This is a genomic window from Nitratireductor sp. WH36-1 (assembly GCF_058725515.1).
In genome coordinates, this window is sequence record NZ_CM178970.1 from 2,550,944 (window position 1) to 2,570,204 (window position 19,261).

Below are 19,261 nucleotides of genomic sequence, written 5' to 3' on the forward strand. Positions count from 1 at the left end.
GCCAACCTGTTTGAGGATAGACGAATGCCGCTTCGTAGCGCAGGTGTGGAAATCCACTGGGATGAAGGTATCCGCGAGCTGTGCCTCTTGGATGAGGAGCAAGCCTCGTCCGAGGATGGCATCTACCTGAACCACGCCTATGCCGACTATCGGGGCGTACCGATAGACGAGGCCGTCGAGTGTGTTGAGGAGGAGGCTCAACTGCTTGCCGATCTAGCCGAAGCCGGTTGGGACACCGAGGAGGCCGAAGAGATCGTCGAGGGGAACTTCGACGCAATGGGGCTGACCTCTTTCTTGGATCCCGGTGTCGCGGGCTTGGTCATGACCATCTCTGCTCTTGGAGGGACGCCCATTAGTTCCTGCAATGGTGGCTTCGTTGGCACTTCGGTGCACACAAGCGACGTGCCCAACATCCTCTTCACCGCATCTCCCGATACCATGGACCGGATCATCCCGCAGGCCATGGGCAGTGAGGTGGGGCTGGTCTTCAATGAAGGGTACGCTGAGGCATTCGTCGATCACCTGCCGAACTTCCACCGGCTTGCCAGGAAGCTCTTGGGACTGCCAAAATTGGCAACGACACCTAGCAATGAAATTTCATCGTCATCATCATTAACTTAAGCGCCAATATGGTACGGTTGGGTTGCTTCACGCCCGCAACGGGGCCTCTGATTTTGCTGAATTCTTCTCCGGCCAGAGATTATTTGTGGCACAATAAGTGGCCCGATAAGTGGCGCAAAATCCCGGAATATCTCTCACTCAGCCGGTGGAGGCATCCAGGGATCAGACCTGTGATCGACCGGCTTCTCAGGTACGCGCAACTGCAACCTGATCGGTCCACGGTAAGGTAACCCCTTCGCACTACACTTGGAGCACCGCAACATCGGCGCCACCGTATGGTGCATGACTTCAAACTCCAAGCCGAACCGTCGCCTCAGATAGTCAAGGTCCAGATAGGCAGAGTGCCGGCACCACTCCCCTCCGATCTGGGCATCGCAGATTATCAGCACCTGATATCCGTCTTCGATCAGGTTTCCGAGGCGGCTAAGGCGACAGGACTTCATTCCCATAATGCGAACATTTAGAGAACAAAATGTAGACTCGTCAAGGGCAACTGCGGTACGATCTGGCATTCTCATTACGTACAAGCAGGAGATGGCGCGTGGACCACGCACTGAAGCCACAGACGGAACCTGATCCCTATGAGCCGGCGGCCGAGGCGATCATCGAGGCCTGCGGAGGCAATCCGCGCAAGGCGGTCATCGCGCTCTTGGGAGAGCGGGACTATCTCGCCGGGCGCGTAGAAGCGCTGGAGCGGTCTGTCAGCTGGGGATTTGTGCGCGCTGGGGCCGCACGCTGACGAAGGAAACAATGGTGCGGCACATGTTTTGCGGAGCCGCCAGATGCGCCAGTTCAAACCACTCCACCTGTCCGAGGTCGTTTTCTTCACACGCGACGGCCAGATCCGGCTGAAGGACATTCAGCCCTACTATGTGCTCGGCGCGATCTGCCGGCACTGCAAGTCGATATCCGAGCTGGACCGCCGCGCGCTTGAGCGGCGCTACGGCCGGGATGCAACAGCGGTCGATCTGGAACAGCGCCTGCGCTGCAGGAGTTGCCAAAACGCCCGTGGCAATACCATCATGGTCATAAATCAATGGCCGAGGTGATCCCGACCAATGTGCAATCTTTACAACATGACGACGACGCGCCAGGCGATCCGCGGCTTCATCAAGACGACGCGGGAATACGCTTTCAACGAGCCATCCCTGCAGGTCTATCCGAACCGCTATGCGCCGATCATTCGCGTGGGAGAGGATGGAGAGCGGGAGATGGTGCGCGCTCGCTGGGGCATGCCGACGCCGCCCATGTTCATCAAGGGAAAGCACGACAGCGGCGTCACGAACATCCGCAACACCTCATCCGCCCACTGGCGCAAATGGCTTTCACCGCAAAGCCGCTGCCTTGTGCCGGTCACGAGCTTCGCCGAGCCCGACCCTGCCGGCAGGAAGGAAGGCGATAAGCGCACACCGAACGCATGGTTTGCACTGAGTGAGGATCGGCCGCTGTTCGTCTTCGCCGGCCTCTGGACGCCGTGGCACGGCAAGCGTATGGCCCGCGAGGAACCAGAGGACCATGAGGTCTATGGCTTCCTAACCACAGAGCCCAACAGCGTGGTAGAGCCCATTCACAAAAAGGCGATGCCGGTTATCCTGACCACAGAGGATGAAATGACCGCGTGGCTCACAGAGCCATGGGAGGAAGCAAAGAAGCTTCAACGCCCCCTACCCGACGACAAGCTCATGATCGTGGATGCGCGAGAAATGGGAGACTAAAATAGACCAGAACAAACTCGCGCCAACGCGAAAACGATCGCGAAGGTCGGGAAACTGGGAGATAGGAGCGAATATAAACGAATATTGATTTGTATAAGACATTTTTTAGGACTACGAAGGCATATAAAAAAAATACACACCATCTGAACCCTTGTATTATAAGGGATTTAGGGAGAAGCGAGAATGCTTGCAAAGCGGACATATCAAGAGACACATCCGTGGATCAAATTTGACCTCGAGTGTGACAAATTCACTCCCCAGATATGGATGCTCCTCGGAGAAGCCACCTCTAAAGCCAAACACATTGGCGGTGTCCCTCTCGCGCCGGAAGCAGCTGAGAAGCTGTACCGCGTCTTTCTTGCAAAGGGCGCGCTAGCAACGACCGCCATTGAGGGCAACACACTCACTGAAGAACAAGCCTACGACGCAGTGGAAGGCAAACTACGCCTCCCCCCATCACAAGAGTATCTCCAAAAGGAGATACAGAACATTATCGACGCGTGTAACGGGATAGTCCAAGATCTCAATGCACGCGGTCCCGAGCCAATCACTCCAGAGTTTTGCTGCCAGCTGAACTCGTTGGTCCTCAGAGATCTGGAGATGGAAGATGAAGAAACGCCAGGGACTATCCGCCGCCATTCCGTACGCGTTGGAAACGTCTACCGCGGAGCACCGCCAGAGGATTGCCACTTCCTACTTGAAGAGATGTGTCGACATATTGAAACAGCAACTTCACAATCAGACGGCATTGACACCGCAATACTGACCGCACTTTTCGCACACATATACATCGCGCTGATTCACCCATTTGCCGATGGCAACGGCCGAACGGCGCGTCTGCTCGAATACTACATCCTCCTACGTGCTGGACTGCCACATCCTACAGGCCATCTGCTGAGCAATCACTACAACCTGACACGGACTGCATACTATCGGGAACTTGACAAAATCAGCAAAACCGGAGGGGACACGCGCGGGTTCGTCCTCTACGCTCTTAGAGGTTTTGTTGACGGCCTAGTCGAGCAAATTGGATACATTAGAGAAGAGCAATTCAAAGTCGCTTGGGTAAACTACGTCTATGAGCGCTTTCGCGGCAAGAACAGCCCTTCAGACCACCGCCGCCGAGAGCTTGTCCTTTGCCTTGGGAACGAGCCACATTCAGTACGGATTGGCGACTGCATGGAGCTCACCCTAAGCTTGGCTAAGGAGTATGCCACCAAAACAGATAAGACGCTTACACGTGACATCAACGAGCTAGAACACATGGGATTGGTCAAGCGGGTGGCAGGAAGAAAGATCCGAGCCAGAACCGACATCGTAAAGGCATTTCTCCCTTGGAAACATGAGAATGACAACTCAGACTAGCACTAACGTCTGAAGTCTAGCCATGATCACTCCCACTACGCCTGCGGGTTGAGTTACCACTCTAGGTCAGCAACATTTCCAACGACGGAAGACACTTTGACGAACAAGCCCCGGCTACCACTAAGGAAGCCGGGGCGAGTTGGGGAATATGGATTGAGCTACGGAGGTGGCCGGCCGGTCAACCAAGTGTAGCCGGCGACGACCCAGCTCGCGAGCGTTACCACCCCGATCCCGATGCGGATGAGCCATCGCCCAACAGTACCTGCCCCGACAGCCTGAGTGCGAAGCTTCACCATATCGTCTGCCACTGGCTGGATATGGTCGACAGTCTTCTTCGTCGCTTCGACCTCGACCTCAACATGCGAAAGCCGTTCGCTCATCCCATCCAACCGGCGATGCACCACGGCGCGGCTGTCATCCGCGCGCATCAAGCGGTCATCAATGCCTTTCAGCTCACCAAGGATTTGACCAAGGGTCCGCTCAACGCCAGCTTCTGACATTCGCCCCGCCTATTAACTGGATGCGGTCACTTCCCGCAGCTGTATTTCTGATACCGGCCACGGTGCTGCGCGATGGCCATGGCGGTAACGCGGTCATTCGCCACCAGATAAGAGTTGGTGGCCGGCACCGGATTGATCGGCACCAGCACGTCGCAGGGCTCAACGATCGCCGCCGTCTGGCAGGCAGCCACCAAGAAAGCCGCAAAGATCATCGGCATCAGCGCCAAGAACTTCATCATCGATGGCCTTTCCATCTTTCAGAATTGTGATGCGATCGGATTGCAGACGCTGCAGAACCGACGCAGCGCCCCGCTGGTACCCGTAGAGGTAAATCCCGCCGGCCATGACAGAGACAGCCAGCACCGCAGCCAAAACCCTCCCCATCGGCGAGAGCAGCACACGCGACACAAAGTCGACGCCGATCACGCGCCCTGCCCCATCTCAACTTTCATCGAGCGATATACTTTCGCGATGTCACGCCGCCGCTTGATTGCATAGACTGCGAACCCGGCCACGATCAGAACAATGGCCAACTGCACCCGCCAGTCATCGAACACGGCCAGCACCGGGACAATGGTTGAGGTGACGACCCACTGCCAGACCGTCTTGGATTTGGTCAGCGGCTTGTCGAGGTGTTCCGGGTCTTTGACGACCAGTCTCTCAACTACCGACACCTCGCTCCGAGCCGCGGCAAGAACCTGATCCAGCACTGCCTCGACCTTCTCAGGCGAGACCAGCGCATTGTTCAGACGGTCTCCAGCGAAATAACTCTGACCACGTCTCACATGGCGATGAGCGCCCCTCGTGTCCGCCAGAACGGGGAAGGATGCCCACTCACGCGAAAGCCGGCGGCCGAACTGCGTGCGGCTGATCTCGCCATTGACGAACTGGTGGTAGCCGCGTCGGATCAGAAGGTGATAGGCGAGCCGGTCCTGAAGGTTTCCGCTGAACACCTGCGTCCCGCGAAGGCCCAGCTCTTCCTTGAGACCGATGAGCGTCTTGCGGAGGAACTGCGGCGCACCGGCCGCCGATGAACCATGATGGCGCGACCAGTTTCGCTGCGCGGCAATCACCTCGTCAACAGTCATGCGCGTGAGCGGCTTCGGCAAGCGATCCTGCCGGTGCGCATAGATCACTTCATAGCATTCAGGCGGGCGGCGGCTGGTCTCCGTCTCATAGACGAACGCAAGCAGCAGCGCCGCGCCAGCAGGCACGGTGCGGTCCATGTCGTTTCCTTTCTGGTAAAGAGCCCATGCGAAAGCGCCGCGCCGGTGGGCACGGGGCAAGTTTAAGCAATGAGGTTTAGGGGAAGATGCGCGTTCAAGCGCAGACTGGAAGACTAATCGCCACCGCTGAGCTGGAGCCCCTCATGCGAGCGGCGGCGGCAAAGATTTTTGCTGGTTATTGCGAACTACCTATCCTGGCATTCACGCAAACTTGTCCGAACGAGCCCAAGGTAGTCTTTAAGAATGGGGCCCCTGTCCGACATCTCTGGGGCTTGGCGAACTCTCCGCCAAAACCTCCACGCTCATTCCAATAAAGTACGATAACAACCCTATGTCTTTGCAGTCATCCTTGGTCGCTATTCGTAATGCTTCATACAAATGCATCAGTATCAAATCACGCACAGGTATAGGCATCGGATCGCCCACCTGAAATGAGCTTATCGCCATTGTAATTCCCCACCGATTTTTTTGTTAACAAATAGATTTTGCCCCAACACAACCCTAGCGCGCAAGCATTTTTGAAATTGATTCTCTAGGAGGCTTCTCCAAGCTATCACCAAAGCACTGGAGTAACTGGCAATAAACACAGCCCCGCGAAGTGTCTGGTTAACCGGGAACGACACTACCGATCACACCAATAGCGCTGTGACAACAAGTGACTATTTTGGCGCTGTCGGCGATGAGGGTTTTCGCCCTTGGACACCAACCGCAAGACGTGAAATAGACCGCCTTTGCTCCTCGCCCCCAAGCGATCGCAGAGTGAGCCAGCACACACCAAGCCTGGACCGGCAGAAAGCGCACCAGTTGGCAGGTAGTGGAGATGGTGTCGCCATAGATTCGAAGTGGCGCACTACGAGTTTATCAAGCCTTTCGACGCGAGAGTGACACGCGTCGCCTCATTAAGATCGTACTGCCCAAGGTCGCTGGGTAGAACCCACGCAAAGTCCTCGAATTCGTCGTTGATTGAGACGTTACGATTGGCCGCCCTGCAGTCAAAAATCAGATAGATCATATAGATCTGTTCGGATGTGCCGTCAGGATAGGTCTTCGTCCTTACATCGTCGCGGAATGTCCACGGCTGCACGTGCTCGATCGCCAGCTCGGACCCTAATTCTTCAGCGATCTCTCGAAGCAGCCCATCGGAAATGCTCTCACCTTGCTCCAAGCCACCACCTGAAAGCGCCCATTGTCCGGGGAAGACGCCACGATCACTGGGCATCTTGCAAAGAAGGTACGCGCCTTCATTCTCGATCAGCGGGCAGACAATAATTCTTTGGCGCATTGCTCTCTCAATCCAACTGTTTGCGCGAGCAACATATCCGTTTCCCACATACTGGCAATGACAGGAAAACTCGCCAAGCAACCATCGCCGCCTGCCCCCCCCCCTTCCACAACATGACACAGTCCAACGAGCGTTGGGCACGACCGATTTGGATTACGTGATCACACCAATGGTGCGATCACGTCGGTTTGCCACCTTAAGTGCCGGTGAGCGAGATAATCGTCCTTCAAGCCCCAAGCTTGAAGACGTGACTTAGAACGTTCTTGCTCGTCGGTGCTCGCTGCCAACACCTATCGTTAGCGAAATCTCCTGGGATTGGATCCGCATCCTTTAGCGACCGAGCGGCGAAAATGCCTGCGGGGATCGGGATGATCCCGACCACCAGCGGCAGTGCGACCTCGACGCCGGAAAGCACGGCGGCGAGCACAAGAAAGCGGATGCTCCACGCATAGCGAAGCACCGCCTTCCAGTTATGGAGCAGGCGCATTGAACAGCCTCGTTTTCTTGATGATCAGCCTTCAGGCGTGCCCGATGCCGCCCGGCAGAGAAGGAACCGGTGGCGCTTCCGGTTGCCCCTGCCCGGCTCCGTTCCCATCAGTTTCAGCGCCCTGAGAAGCCGAAGGGGCTGCCCCCTTACTGCCAGAGCCGACGGAGTTCCCGCCGCTGTCAGACGAAGGCCTGAGCTTTGCATCGACGTCGACGACATAGCCTGCCTTCGACAGACGATGGGCCGCGGTTTCGATGATGAACACAATGCCATCGACACCCGGCCTGACCGACCTGTACTGAAACGACGCCCCCGCACGGATGGTCGGATCGCCATTGAGCGTCACGCGGGTGCGCATCGTCTCGCTTTTCAGGCTTTGGGCCTTTGCGCCGGCCGCGCGACGGGCTTCCCCTTCATCCGCGAAGGGCTCCGGCATCGTGTAGTCAGCGGATCCATCCGGATCGCTCTCGACCTCGAATTCAAGGAGCTTTGCCTGATGGCGGTCCTGCACACGTGCACGCACCTTTCGGTAGCGTTTGCGATGGTCATAGGTGATGCGGCATGTCCCTTCAACAATGTTGTCAGGCGTTGCCACAACAGGAGTGAGCGCGCCGCCAGAGGCCGCCCTGCCGCTCCCCTTGCGCGCGAACACCACCCTGTCCCCCTTTATCGAGAACAGGGCATCATGCCGGCGCGCCAGCCGCTCGAGCACATGCAGATCACTCTCGTCCTGTTGCCCGAACCATTCATAGACATGTGCGCCAATCTCGCTGTCGATCGAAGCCTGAAGGCCAAGATCAGCCGCGATCTCCGAAACGATCTCGCCAACGGATTGCCTGTCCCAATGGCGGGATCGATGCTGCTTTGCGTCGTCCCGGATATTTGCACCGCGGCCGCTGATCAGCATCTTGTAGGGAAGACACTGGATCTCCGGATCGTCGATCGTATAGGGACCGAACTCAGCCAGACCGGTCTCAAGAAACCCCAGCCGCGCAGTGATGGCATCGCCCTTTTCGGGGATTGCGGCAAAGGGATTGCCGTCATTGAGCTCACAGCGAATGCTGTCCGAGCTCACGCCTTCCTTGTCGATGATCGTTACCGACACGAGGCGCTCATTGAACAGGGACGCCACGGCGCGCCCGTTGACGGTGATTTCCGCCCGGGGTGTTTTCATATCAGTGCGCCTCAGAATGGGGACTCATAAGCGGTCTAGTCTGTGAAAGGCCGTTCCGAGGACAAACGGCTGCTACTCTCCTCGTATCCGCTTACGACCCCAAGTCTGCCGTTCAAAAATGACTCGCGAATTCCCAAAACTCGCCATTCAGCTTCGCGAGTCCATGCCGGCCTTGCTCCAGTGGCTGTCAGTGAGAGACTGGTGAGAGGGCTGAAATCAGAAGCGTAAATCCGCTACAGCTTGGAGCGGCCTTCGCCTCCGTATATTACCAGCCGAAATGCGAGATCTTCCATGCTCAAGAAAACCGAAAAAGACCCGGAAGCGAATGAGGAGCTGACGAAGATCCGCAAGCGTCTCAGCAAGACTCTGGCAGGCTTCTCATCTGATTTCCCTTCCGGCTTGGATCGTTGGGATATGGAGTCGTCACGGCCACCCGCAGAACTGTTTCCGGTACCGGAATTGGTGCTGTTCGCTTTCCGCAACATCCTCGGCTGGCAGTGGAGCGGGGTCGGCGAAAAGGTGCGCTGGACCGTCTATGGCAGCGTATTGGGTGAACCAGTGGGCTTTGAGCTCAGGAAGTTCGGCTTCACGATCCTACGCGCTAAGGACCACAGGGTATGTCACGATCGCATCGTCGGGCAGTTGGGCGCGGCCATGCGGCAGATTGAAGGCCTTCTGGCGCCGTTCGCGGTTGAACAGGCACGTTTGGGCAACGTTCTAATTGTCAACCGTTTCGGTGAGTTCGAAAGCCGTTACCGCTACTTTCGCGGCAAGGCCGGGATGGCCTTCGCCAAGGCCGACAAGCCGGCCGAACTTCCCCAAATTCCAAAAGCAATAAAGAAGAAAAAAAGCGAGGGAGAATTGCCGGCGGGGATGATCTCGGCTGTGATAAACCACCTGCATGCAGCACAGACCGAGGGGTACTACCTCACCACCGCGATGATCGAAGCCTTCTTCAGCGCTCTGGAGCACAGGCTAATTCTGCTCCGGGCCTTCAGCGGCCAGCCGCTCGAGTCAGGAGGTCTTGAGGCGTTCCTGGGCAAATCATGGTACGAAAAGCTCAAGGCGGTATTCCCACTCAATAACAATCATCAGGCCGGCGATACACTAGGCAAGCTCCGGCGGATCAAGGAACGGCTGCGCAATCCTCTCAGCCATGGCGGCGTCGAAAACGATGGGGGATCGTTGTTTTTCCACCTTCCAGGTATCGGAGTCGTTCCAGCGAATCTTTCGGACTTTGCCGACAGTCCTCGCTTCTCGTTCATCCCCATCAAGGTAGACAGCTTCGAGGAATGCTGCTCGGTGTTCGATGCAGTCCACGAGATGCTGTCGACGGGAGCGCTGGAATTTCCGCACCGGTTCGTCGATGCGGGCGTCGATCCCTCATTTGATGACAAGACACTCTCTGAATATGCTGTCGCGATAGCCAAGGGAGCAGACGCCGTCGAACAGTGGATCGAGCTCTGGGGCCATGATTGGATGACCCACGCAAACATGGACTACTAAACGGAAGCCAGAAGACTGTAAGCGCCAAGCAGCAAAGTGGAGATCCGCGCTGGAGCAGGAGCGGACGTGGCGACGACTAGCTGAAGACCCGCATACGCGAGTAGGACCAGAAAGTTGCCCTTCAGCTTTTCACCCTTCCCCGCGGACTCTGTGCCGCGTCCATAACGATCATCTAACGTATGTCCGCCATCGCCCCCAGCATCGCCGTTCGGAGTGCTTCCGTCGTCGCCCGAAACTGGCCATGCTTTGGCTTCCAGGAACGGCGGAGCCGGGGCCGTTTGCTGCTTGGTCGCTTCTAGGGGACAGGCACACTAGATGGTCAAGGGCGCTTCACCATGCTCGCACTAGGTTCGAGAAGCAGCGCGTAGTTAAGACATTTTACGAGGTGATGGAGACGGTGCACTTCGCGGAAAAGCGCCAGCAGGCGGTACATGTACTCGAGAAGCTGGATTTCTCGCTTCTTCTCCCGCTCCATACCCTCCAGTTTCGGGTAATAGGTGATGACCTGCGTCACGTCGTCGTAGTCAATTTTGTTGTGCGCGACGGCATTCCTCAGCTCGTTATCATGAGCGAGCGGGTCAATAGTGTGCCATCCACTGTCTAGGTCTTGCAGCTTACTTCCCAAAGCTACGTCGGCATATTCGTTTAGCGATGCAGGTGACAGCTGCTTTCCGAGCTTGCTGGTCCTCACCGCGAAGGCGTTGTGGTCTCCACGTTCGATGAGATTACCCATACCAGCCACCAGCACTAACTGGCGGCTCAAGACCTCCGCCATGTCCTTGTAGACCTCACGGTACTCCGTGAAATCCTGAGAGCTGACACGCATTGCCGTTTTTCCCGCAGCGTACGTGCCGTCAACATCCAGAAAGAGCGCTGGCCGCAGTGGCAATTCGGCGTCAAAGATCGGCTTGTAGACTTTCAAGCAATCATGCTGGAGGCTCGTCAAAAAGTCCGCATCGAAAAGCTCCTGCAGGAATGCGGCCATTGCAGCTTTCTTATTTTGCACTAGATCGGCGACGGTTCCGACATATTTCCGAACGATTACCTGGCTGTCCGCCGGCAAGGTGAAAGGTAAAACGTAGTGGCTGATCACCGTGTAGAGAGCGGCATTAATATCCTCCATTTTCTGCGACTTGACCTGAAGCTTGAAGCGTTTTTTCGCATAATCGCTAAACGGTCCGTAAAAGCCCTTTCTATACTTGGATATCAGCTCGATGACCTGCGGATACTTCTTATACTGGCTATTGATTAACCCCAGCCTCTCACGGTGGAAGGCAGCCATTCGAGCGCTCGAACGGCCAATAGCTTGCAAATAGGGTGTGTTCCCTGGAACGTATGTTCCAAATACAACTGGAAAGTCCAAATGTAGGTCTACGAAGTCTAGATTTGCATCGAACATCCCTTCTAGGAGAACTTCAGATGCATTCGTAATCGTCCACTTAACCCCTTGATTCAGATATAACTCTTTAGGCTTAATACCTGCTTGAATTGCTGCGATAGCCCGATTGTCGAGAGTGTCTGCGCCCTTGGCAGTTACATGAATTCCAATGAGGGTCCCGCACTTCTTGCAAGAAAATTTCAAAGGCTGCACGTCGCGATTACTCATACCGACACGACAGTTCGTCTGATTGGCGCATTCGTCGCACTTCAAAGACATATTGATATTCAAAGCCCCCCCCCATAACCTGCACTATTTGCTAAATACGCCCCCACGATCATTGTCGTCAATCGGCGGAAGTAGTCTCTCATCGCTCTCGAACGTTGCAGACCGCCATGCGCCTCTGTTGAAAATGTCCCCTTTCTAACGTGATCGTGCCTTCCAACCTTTAGCACTTGGACCGCTGAGCGAATTCGAGATGGCGAAAGCCACCATTGCTGAGCTACTCATGACGTCCGACTTGTGGTGCTGCTGCGACCGTCAATATCGTCAGCCGCAGCGTCTTCCGGATGGATGCAAAGGTTGCATAAACGGCAGGGATAAGGGCGCGTTGTCTAGGTCCCGATGAAGGGCAGCTTTCCCGGCGAAGTCACCCGAAAGCGGTCGATCGGCAAACCACCCCAAGGCAGACACTTGGCGCTATGATACCGAACGGCAGCTAGGTCCGCATTGCGGACATCCACATCGCTCCCACTATATTCAGAATCCGGCATGACTAAAGCCTACCATCTATGTGTGCACCACCTGGCTGTTACGACCTAATCCCACAGATTGACCACCGGGACGGCCCCACTCGTCGGGGCCAATTCCGGAAGAACGATCTCGACGCCCATCGGTAACGGCGTGGCAAGCGCAGCCAACCCCGGATTGGCGTCGAGAACCTTCTCGACATATCCGCTCTCGTCGCCATAGACCCGACGACATATCGCATCGAGCATTTCGTTCTGCCGTGTCACGTAACGCTGGGCCATAGATCATCCAAACAGGGTTTTGATGATTGCGATCGGTGAGAAGCTGCCGCCGGTATAGCGACGCAGGCGAATGCGAAACACATCCTTGCGTGGCAAGCCTGTCGCATCATGGAATGACTGATCTTCAAAGACGCCTTCGATCACGTGCATCCCGTAGACATTGCCTCCCAGGGTAACGAGGGGGAGCACCATGCCGGCAACCGCCGCGCTCCGGATCCCCTCGAGCGAGGCCACCCCACCGAACTCATGCGGGAACACCACCCCCTCTATATCGACCACATCACTGTCGCCGCCAGTCCATTGCAGCCGGTTGAGCCCACCGACGGTCGCGATGTCGGCCCAGCCAGTCGAGAGGTTGCGCCGCAGGCCGTTGAAGCCAAACGACAGGCTGTGGAACATGAACGGCCCGAGGGCCATGGGGACAGGACCTGCCATCAATTCGCTCCATCGGAGAATGCGCCGGCGGCGATCTCGCTGTATTTGCGCGAGAAGGCGAGTTCTGTTGCCCGCGCTATGGCGTCAGGATCAGCATTGGTCTGCACCTGAACCGAGATCGAGACATTGGGTGCGGGCGCCGGATTGGTGACGCGAACCTCCTGCACGCCACGTGGCTGGGTTTCAACCGGTCCGGCTATGGATACCTCTCCAGTACCCGCAACATTTGCCTTCATCCCGCTCGCATTCGCGGCCCAGGCGTCGAGTTCCTTGAGACTACCCCAGAGCCGGGAGATGTTCTCCCAGGTCGAGACGTTTGCCCCACCGGTCTTCTCATCAGCATTTGCACGCTGTTGCGGGGTGTAGATCCGGTTGTTGAGCGCGCCGAGCCCGGTATCGATCGCATACTCACCAGCGGCGTAGAGCACCCCGCCGACCAAGCCGCCTTTGACACCTCCCCTGACGGCCTTCCCAAGGCTCGACTTTGGCGGACCATAGGGAGCGGTACTTGCAGTGCCCGGTTTCGCACCTTCCGGAATGGCCGCACCCAGCCCGCCCGCATTCTTGATGGCAGACAGCCCACGCGCGATCCTCCAGATCCGCGAACCGATGATGAGCAGTCCGGCCCCAAAACCTGCCCACTCCAGCGCAGACAATCCCTTGAGGTTTTCGACAAACGCACCAAGGCTCTCCGCCCCCTGTACCGCATCGATGAGCTTGGCAATCGCGAGAGCGGCGAGGAATATCTGGCCCGTTCTGGAAAGAGCGAGCGAAGCCGCGCCGGCAGCAAGGCCAAGAAGCGCGCGGCCGGTTGCAGCGATGACCAGCGCCCCGCCAACAGTGAGCCCGCCGTTCAGCCTCGAAAGCGCATTGCCAACACTTGTGACGGCTTCGCCAAGATTGCCGGCTGCTATATTGTCGGAGAACAAGCGCAGATCACGCCCGATCCCGCGGAACTGGTTTGAGAGTTTCGCCAGCCCGATCACGCGCTCATCAGCATCGCGCAACTCTCCCTCGAAGGCCTTCCCGAACAGGACATCGCCAATGTCGTTGACGAGTTCGCGAATGCCGCCCGTGCCGCCATACCCGATGCCCGCCATGAAACCGCTGACGGATGTCTTCACGTGGTCGAGAACACCAACCCGCTTGTCCAGCGTGTCGAGTACATCGCCAATTCCGAGCCCAAACTCCTTGATGGTCGGCAACCAGCTGTCACCGATGCCAATGCCGATACCCCGGATCTTGTTGCCGATCAGCTGGAGGGCATTTGCCGCCGTCTCCGAGCGAACCAGATATTCCTCAAATGCCGAGCCGGAGTAATTTGCTTCAGTGCCCACTAGGGCTAGCTGCCGGCGCAGCTCCCTGGTATCGGCGATAACAGGCAGCAGAGCCCTTGCCTCATCACCGAACAGGGCCGAGGCGATGCTCGCGCGCTGCCATTCGGGCAGGGCCTGAATCCGGTCAAAGACATCCAGCGTCGTCTTCAGCGCATTCTTCTGCATGCTCTTTGCAGTATTGACTACATCAAGGCCAAGCGCCTTGAACGCCTGCCGCTGCGCCTTCGTCGCCTGCTCACCGCGCACCAGCGCACGCCCCATGTTCCGGAATGATGTGGCAGCCACTTCGCTCTGCGCGCCGGCAGAGATCATCGAAGCACCGAAAGCCAGTGTCTGTGTCTCCTGGTAGCCGAACATCTTGCCGTTTGCCGCCACGCGTTTGGCAAAGTCGACAAGGTCAGGCGCGGCAGATGCGGTGTTGTTTGAAAGATGGTTGATTGCATCCGCATAGAGCCCCAGCCCGTCCACACCGAGATTGAGCTGTGTCTTGATCTTGGCGAGCGCCTCACCGGTTTCGGACTGGGAGGTGTCCCAGGCGACCGATACCTTGGTTGCCATCTCGGCAAAGCGGCCGAGCTCGTGCAACGGCACGTTGGACTGCCCCGCCGCCGCATAGATGGAAGCAATGCCTTCGGCGGTCACCGGCAGTTGCTTTGACATACCGATGATTTCGGAGCGGATTTTCTGGAGCTGGCCCGGCGTCCCGTCGACAACCTTCCTGACATCGGCAAACGCTTCCTCGAACTTGATGGCAGCGCCTACGGTTCCCCGGATGCCCTGCGACACGCCGACATAGCCCGCCCCCATGGCCATGAGATTGCGCACCGACCTGCCGACTGCCGCGCCTGGCTGCGCGCCGAAGAACGAATTTCGTGCGCCCTTTCGCTGCAGAAGATCCAGCGCTCCGCCGATGCGGCGCGCGGGCCCGGTGACGCGATCAAGCAGGGATACAATCAGACTGGCTGTCTGGGTCGCCATTTCAGGTGGTCCGCTTCAGGAGTTCATGGAGGGCATCCCGCCAGCGGAGCGCTTCCGCCGGCGGCATCGACACGATCTCGGAGATCGGCGTGTTGAGTTCACGGCAAAGCTGGGCAGCTAGCCGTCTCCACCCTCGTCCGGGAAAACCAGAAAAGGGCGCAGCGCACGGTCACAGGCCGCGTAGTCGGGCAGAGACAGTTCGGAGATCTCGGGCTGGGTCGCGCCGGAAAGCTGCGCCATCATCACCGCAGTGGCCGCATGCGGGCCTCCGTCGGCCGTCACGCTTTCGATGACCAGAAGATCGGCAAGCTTCGGCTCACGGAACGTGATCCGGTCCGTTTCCTTGCCGCCAATCGTATAGGGGCGGGAAAGCCTGATCTCGATGGGCTTCGTCATGGTTCCCTCCCCTTAGACCATCAGGGCCGAACGGATGGCAGCCGTCTGCGAGACGCCGCCAATCGAGACGGAGAACGGGTCCATTTCGATGAGCGTCTCGCCATCCACCTCAAGGCGGTAATAGCGCAGCGTGATGGAATGCTCGCTCTCGCCGGCTTCTCCCGGTTTCCAGCTCCCGTGGTTGTTCCGGACAAGACGGCCGCGAATATAGGCGGTTGCGTTGATCACCGTGCCGTCGTCATGCGCGAGCGCGCCAGTGACCATGAACTCGCGTTCCTGACCGACGGCGAGCCCGAAGAGCCTGATCACCTGCGGATCAAAAGCCGTGAGCTTGAACGATGCCTCGTTCTTCTCATAGCCCATGGGCACGTCAATCGGCATGACCATGCCGGCATTGCGGATCTCTTCGAGCTTTTCGGCCGGCACGGGCAGCGAGATCTCGCTGGCCTGGCCGATCTTGGAAACCCGGTCGGTAAAGATGGTGCAGTTGCGCAGGATGTAGCGCGGCATTTCGCTGGTCGGCATGACCATGTCCTTTCATCGATGGTGGATCGGTTGGCTGCCGGCAGATCAAGCGGACTACGCCGCCTGCGTGCCGCCATTGAGTTCCTGGGCGATCTGGTCGAGCAGGAGTTCGTAGCTGACGACGTTGCGATAGGTGTTGAGGCGGATGTCGACCATCGGTGCCGGCGGCTCGAACTTGACGCCAAGCTTGACAATGCCCTGCGCGAGTTCCGTATCGGTGTTGGCATCCAGCAGCCAGACATCGTGTCCGGGCAGGATCGCCCCCTCGCGCTCCAGCATCCGCAGATGAGCGCGGCCGCCTTCGAGCAGAAACCGCAGATTGGCATGGGTGAACGGTCGGTCGATGAACTCGAGATAGCCCTTTTCGAGGGCTTCGTTGACGGCATCGGCCGTGCGCCGCACGGAAACGAACTGCCACAGCGGATCGCTGGCACAGGTCCAGACACCCCAGAGCCGAAAGCCGGTATTGTCGATGTTGATGATCGTGTTGATCCGGTTTTCGTTCAGATAGTTCGACTGCTCGCCATATGCGATCGGCCGGTTGACGCCCGTGATGCCGGAAACCCCGATGTTGGATGCGGGCCACCAGTAACCCTGCTCGAGATCCATGCGGGCCTGACTGGCAGCAAAAATGGGAGAGGACGGTTCCGGCGCATGGGCAGCCAGGTCGCGGTCGAACTTCAGCACCTTGGGATCGCAGACGAACACGCGCTCGGAATTGATCAGTCCACGATACTGCACCGCGGCCTGATCGGTCGTGTCCGGCCCGTCCACATAGACCATGCCCCAGAGCCGGTCCGCGACACCGGTGAGTTCCGCAACCACGGGGTTGAGCACAGAGCCGATACTGGCCTCGGCGGTCGCGCCGGTTCCGTGACCGGCAATCGTCACCGTGACCGGGCCGGTGTAGCCATAGCCGGGCTTGGTCACCACGATGGAGGTGATGACGCCGGCATCGACAAGCGCGATGGCTTCGGCCCCCTGCCCGGTCGTGCCGGCAATGGTGACCGTGGTGGTCTCCTGCGCATACCCGGAACCACCGACCTGAACCGACACCGAAGCGATGCCATCGGCGGGCGAGGTCTGTGTAAATCCGGGGGCGATCAGGAGCTTGGGCTTGTAGAGACCGTCCGAGGTTGCCCGCATGAAGGCGTGAACACCGGTATAGGCGGTTCTGTCGCCGACTAGGTTCGCCCAGGTGGCAGGCGTGTCCGCGCCTTCGGCAACACGGACCATGATGATCGGACACCCGACCTGATCGAAAATGCTGTCGATGGCGCCGGGCAGCGTGCCATCAGCGCCGATACCCTCGGCATCACGCGGGCGCAGTAGCTGTACCGGCCTGTTCAGCGGGAACTTCCTATCGTCGGCATCGCCTGCCGTGCCGATCAGTCCGATGACCGCCGTGCGGGCGCTGCGGACAATCACCGGTGTTTCCGCCGACTGAATGGCACGCGTGCCATGGTGGAAGGACACAGAAGCCATGCTGGCTCTCCTTTCTAAGTAGACGATGTTTGATGTGAAAAAGCGCGCCGCCCCGACCGGAAGCGTCCGCATACAAAAAAGCCCGCCAATGCGGACGTGGAATGCACCAGAGCCGAGGGCCACCCAGTCGACCTAGAGCGAGATTGACGCACTCCACATCGTGTCAACCTGCTCCGGCGTGAGGCTCAAAGCAGTTCCGATCTGCCAGATCAGCGAGTGCGTTCGTTCAAACGTCGTGGCATACTCCCATTCGACCTGAGCCATATCGCGCGTTATCGGGTCGGGTATGGCATCAACTGCAGTCTGTACCGACGCCAAGGCTATGCCGTTTGCGATCAGGCCGAGGCGAAGCTGCCGCGCTGTGAGCGGCGGCATAGACAAGCGCATTTCCTCTGGTGTGGGTGGCGTGAATGGCTCTGGTGTGTTCCCTTCAGCTATCCACGCGTAGACAGTCTCACGTACTGTCGGGCCCAGCCCAAAAGGATCGGTATCACGTGAGATGAATTCACAACGGTATGTGGCCCCGGATTGATCGGTAATGGTGATGTCCGCAATGAACACGCCCGGCTCTTCCGTTTCTGCGACACCATGAAGAGATTGCAATTCCATCAGGCAGACCTTTCGTAAAGCGTGGTGTTTCTGACAGAGGCGCGAGACCGATACACACCGGACAGGGCGCTGCCGCCAGATGAGTCGCTATATCCAGTTTCACCAACCTCTCTGATGGTGGCGGTGAGGTAGCGCCAGCGCGCATCCGGAGAAGAAACAAGCACGGTATGACCGACCGGATGGTCCAGTTGCCACCTGTTCGTGGCAGCAGACACGCCGGCAATCAGGTCCACTCCAATCCTGGAACCCGCAGGGAGGGTCACCGGATTGTCGAACGACACGGTTCCCTCCACTCTCAGGTGACCCGACATGCGGAACTCGGTTCCAACCGGCACGCGCCAGCCCCAACCGTTTTCACCGACAAGAACCCCATAGCTGCCATCCGCCCAGCCAATATACCCGCGCCTTATCCCATCAGGAGTATGGAACGTGTGATAGCCGGGGCTGATACCACCCGGAACCAAGCTAACTCGACCATCGCCTGGTAGTCCTGCATGTACTGCATCACGAACAGTCAGGACACCATCGATTGCCCCACCCGATTGCGGAAGGGCGGCATTCGCCTTCGCCAACGCCTGCTCTGCTTTTGGTAGTGCGGCGTCTGCCTTGCTGCCTTGCTCTGAAGTGGCCGCGCCGATAGCGGCCAACAGGGCAGCCGCGCTGATCGCCCCGGTAAGACCGGCGACAGACACGACGCTTTCGGTGTTGTCGACCTTGTCCCAGCCTGTGCCGTTTGAGACGATCCAGTCGCCAATCTTCCAGTCGTCAATACCGCTGATGGACGTGGAGCCCGGCGTGCCGACCTTGTAATACCAGCCCTTGTTGGACGCACTGGCGGCCGGGATGGTGGGCGCGTTGGTGTTTGCGTTCCACGTCCCCTGATACGAGAGCGCCCCGAGTACGGCTGACGGGAGCTGCCCGGCCGGAACCTTGCCATCTGCTCCCAGCGACGCGAATCCGTTGGCAAGCCCCTTCTGCTCCGCGTCCTGCTTTGCAGCGAGCGCGGCGGCAAGTCCGGTGATGTCGGAAACCACATGCCCATGGCCGTTCTCGGATTTGAGCGCGAGCGACACGAGAATGTTTGCAATGTCCAGGTCGATACCGGTGATGGCGCCGATCAGGCGCGCAACATCATCCTGCAGCTCATTCTCCTTGAACGGCAGCGGATAGTTCCTGTTCGGCGTCGTGTTTTCTACAGGCATGACACCCTC

At 58.2% G+C, this 19,261-nt stretch carries 21 protein-coding genes; 6 read left to right on the forward strand and 15 right to left on the reverse strand.

What is annotated here, in order from left to right; all coding sequences use genetic code 11:
* The first annotated feature begins 24 nt into the window (after positions 1-24).
* The 5 genes from AC4PTT_RS11990 to AC4PTT_RS12010 all read left to right on the forward strand — a co-directional run bounded on the left by AC4PTT_RS11990 (position 25) and on the right by AC4PTT_RS12010 (position 3,701).
* Entirely contained in the window at positions 25-621 is a 597-nt protein-coding gene (locus AC4PTT_RS11990) for a hypothetical protein (RefSeq protein WP_492161220.1), read from the forward strand.
* Between the two features lie 541 nt (positions 622-1,162).
* Complete coding sequence (locus tag AC4PTT_RS11995; RefSeq protein ID WP_492161221.1) at positions 1,163-1,360, forward strand: hypothetical protein; 198 nt, start codon at positions 1,163-1,165, stop codon at positions 1,358-1,360.
* Positions 1,361-1,403: 43 nt separating this feature from the next.
* Positions 1,404-1,670, forward strand: coding sequence for a hypothetical protein (locus tag AC4PTT_RS12000; protein ID WP_297562316.1), 267 nt, complete (start codon positions 1,404-1,406; stop codon positions 1,668-1,670).
* Positions 1,671-1,679: 9 nt separating this feature from the next.
* Positions 1,680-2,336: an SOS response-associated peptidase gene (locus tag AC4PTT_RS12005; protein WP_492161222.1), complete on the forward strand. Its 657-nt coding sequence runs from the start codon at positions 1,680-1,682 to the stop codon at positions 2,334-2,336.
* 183 nt (positions 2,337-2,519) lie between these two features.
* Complete coding sequence (locus tag AC4PTT_RS12010) at positions 2,520-3,701, forward strand: Fic family protein (protein ID WP_492161223.1); 1,182 nt, start codon at positions 2,520-2,522, stop codon at positions 3,699-3,701.
* Between the two features lie 158 nt (positions 3,702-3,859).
* Here the strand turns inward: AC4PTT_RS12010 and AC4PTT_RS12015 are convergent, their stop codons facing one another.
* The 6 genes from AC4PTT_RS12015 to AC4PTT_RS12040 all read right to left on the reverse strand — a co-directional run bounded on the left by AC4PTT_RS12015 (position 3,860) and on the right by AC4PTT_RS12040 (position 8,370).
* Positions 3,860-4,201 (reverse strand): DUF1515 family protein, encoded by a 342-nt coding sequence (locus AC4PTT_RS12015; protein ID WP_492161224.1) that lies wholly within the window; start codon positions 4,199-4,201, stop codon positions 3,860-3,862.
* 26 nt (positions 4,202-4,227) lie between these two features.
* Entirely contained in the window at positions 4,228-4,440 is a 213-nt protein-coding gene (locus AC4PTT_RS12020) for a hypothetical protein (RefSeq protein WP_492161225.1), read from the reverse strand.
* Between the two features lie 183 nt (positions 4,441-4,623).
* The gene (locus AC4PTT_RS12025; protein ID WP_492161226.1) at positions 4,624-5,427 is read right to left on the reverse strand and encodes a hypothetical protein; all 804 of its coding nucleotides are present in this window, start codon (positions 5,425-5,427) and stop codon (positions 4,624-4,626) included.
* Between the two features lie 850 nt (positions 5,428-6,277).
* Positions 6,278-6,709 (reverse strand): nucleoside triphosphatase NudI, encoded by a 432-nt coding sequence (nudI, locus tag AC4PTT_RS12030; protein WP_299939208.1) that lies wholly within the window; start codon positions 6,707-6,709, stop codon positions 6,278-6,280.
* Positions 6,710-6,935: 226 nt separating this feature from the next.
* Positions 6,936-7,196, reverse strand: coding sequence for a DUF7940 domain-containing protein (locus AC4PTT_RS12035; RefSeq protein ID WP_492161227.1), 261 nt, complete (start codon positions 7,194-7,196; stop codon positions 6,936-6,938).
* A gap of 31 nt (positions 7,197-7,227) precedes the next feature.
* On the reverse strand, positions 7,228-8,370 hold the full coding sequence (locus AC4PTT_RS12040; RefSeq protein WP_492161228.1) for a phage late control D family protein: 1,143 nt from the start codon (positions 8,368-8,370) through the stop codon (positions 7,228-7,230).
* Between the two features lie 291 nt (positions 8,371-8,661).
* On the opposite strand from AC4PTT_RS12040, the gene AC4PTT_RS12045 reads away from it, so the two are divergent.
* Positions 8,662-9,876, forward strand: a complete 1,215-nt coding sequence (locus tag AC4PTT_RS12045) for a hypothetical protein (protein WP_492161229.1) — start codon at positions 8,662-8,664, stop codon at positions 9,874-9,876.
* 319 nt (positions 9,877-10,195) lie between these two features.
* On the opposite strand, the gene AC4PTT_RS12050 is transcribed toward AC4PTT_RS12045, so the two are convergent.
* The 9 genes from AC4PTT_RS12050 to AC4PTT_RS12090 form a co-directional block, all read right to left on the reverse strand.
* Positions 10,196-11,545, reverse strand: a complete 1,350-nt coding sequence (locus tag AC4PTT_RS12050; protein ID WP_492161230.1) for a hypothetical protein — start codon at positions 11,543-11,545, stop codon at positions 10,196-10,198.
* Between the two features lie 527 nt (positions 11,546-12,072).
* Positions 12,073-12,285, reverse strand: a complete 213-nt coding sequence (locus tag AC4PTT_RS12055) for a tail protein X (protein ID WP_492161231.1) — start codon at positions 12,283-12,285, stop codon at positions 12,073-12,075.
* Positions 12,286-12,288: 3 nt separating this feature from the next.
* The gene (locus tag AC4PTT_RS12060) at positions 12,289-12,720 is read right to left on the reverse strand and encodes a phage tail protein (protein WP_492161232.1); all 432 of its coding nucleotides are present in this window, start codon (positions 12,718-12,720) and stop codon (positions 12,289-12,291) included.
* Positions 12,720-15,035: a phage tail tape measure protein gene (locus tag AC4PTT_RS12065; protein WP_492161233.1), complete on the reverse strand. Its 2,316-nt coding sequence runs from the start codon at positions 15,033-15,035 to the stop codon at positions 12,720-12,722. The genes AC4PTT_RS12060 and AC4PTT_RS12065 overlap by 1 nt, the downstream gene beginning before the upstream one ends.
* Before the next feature lie 117 nt (positions 15,036-15,152).
* Entirely contained in the window at positions 15,153-15,431 is a 279-nt protein-coding gene (locus AC4PTT_RS12070; RefSeq protein ID WP_492161234.1) for a phage tail assembly protein, read from the reverse strand.
* 12 nt (positions 15,432-15,443) lie between these two features.
* The gene (locus AC4PTT_RS12075) at positions 15,444-15,956 is read right to left on the reverse strand and encodes a phage major tail tube protein (RefSeq protein ID WP_492161235.1); all 513 of its coding nucleotides are present in this window, start codon (positions 15,954-15,956) and stop codon (positions 15,444-15,446) included.
* Positions 15,957-16,010: 54 nt separating this feature from the next.
* Entirely contained in the window at positions 16,011-17,441 is a 1,431-nt protein-coding gene (locus AC4PTT_RS12080; protein ID WP_492161236.1) for a phage tail sheath subtilisin-like domain-containing protein, read from the reverse strand.
* A gap of 132 nt (positions 17,442-17,573) precedes the next feature.
* Positions 17,574-18,050 (reverse strand): hypothetical protein, encoded by a 477-nt coding sequence (locus AC4PTT_RS12085; RefSeq protein WP_492161237.1) that lies wholly within the window; start codon positions 18,048-18,050, stop codon positions 17,574-17,576.
* A complete protein-coding gene (locus AC4PTT_RS12090; protein ID WP_492161238.1) occupies positions 18,050-19,252 on the reverse strand; it encodes a hypothetical protein in 1,203 nt (400 codons plus the stop codon). Before AC4PTT_RS12090 ends, AC4PTT_RS12085 begins: the two co-directional genes overlap by 1 nt.
* Positions 19,253-19,261 lie beyond the last annotated feature (9 nt).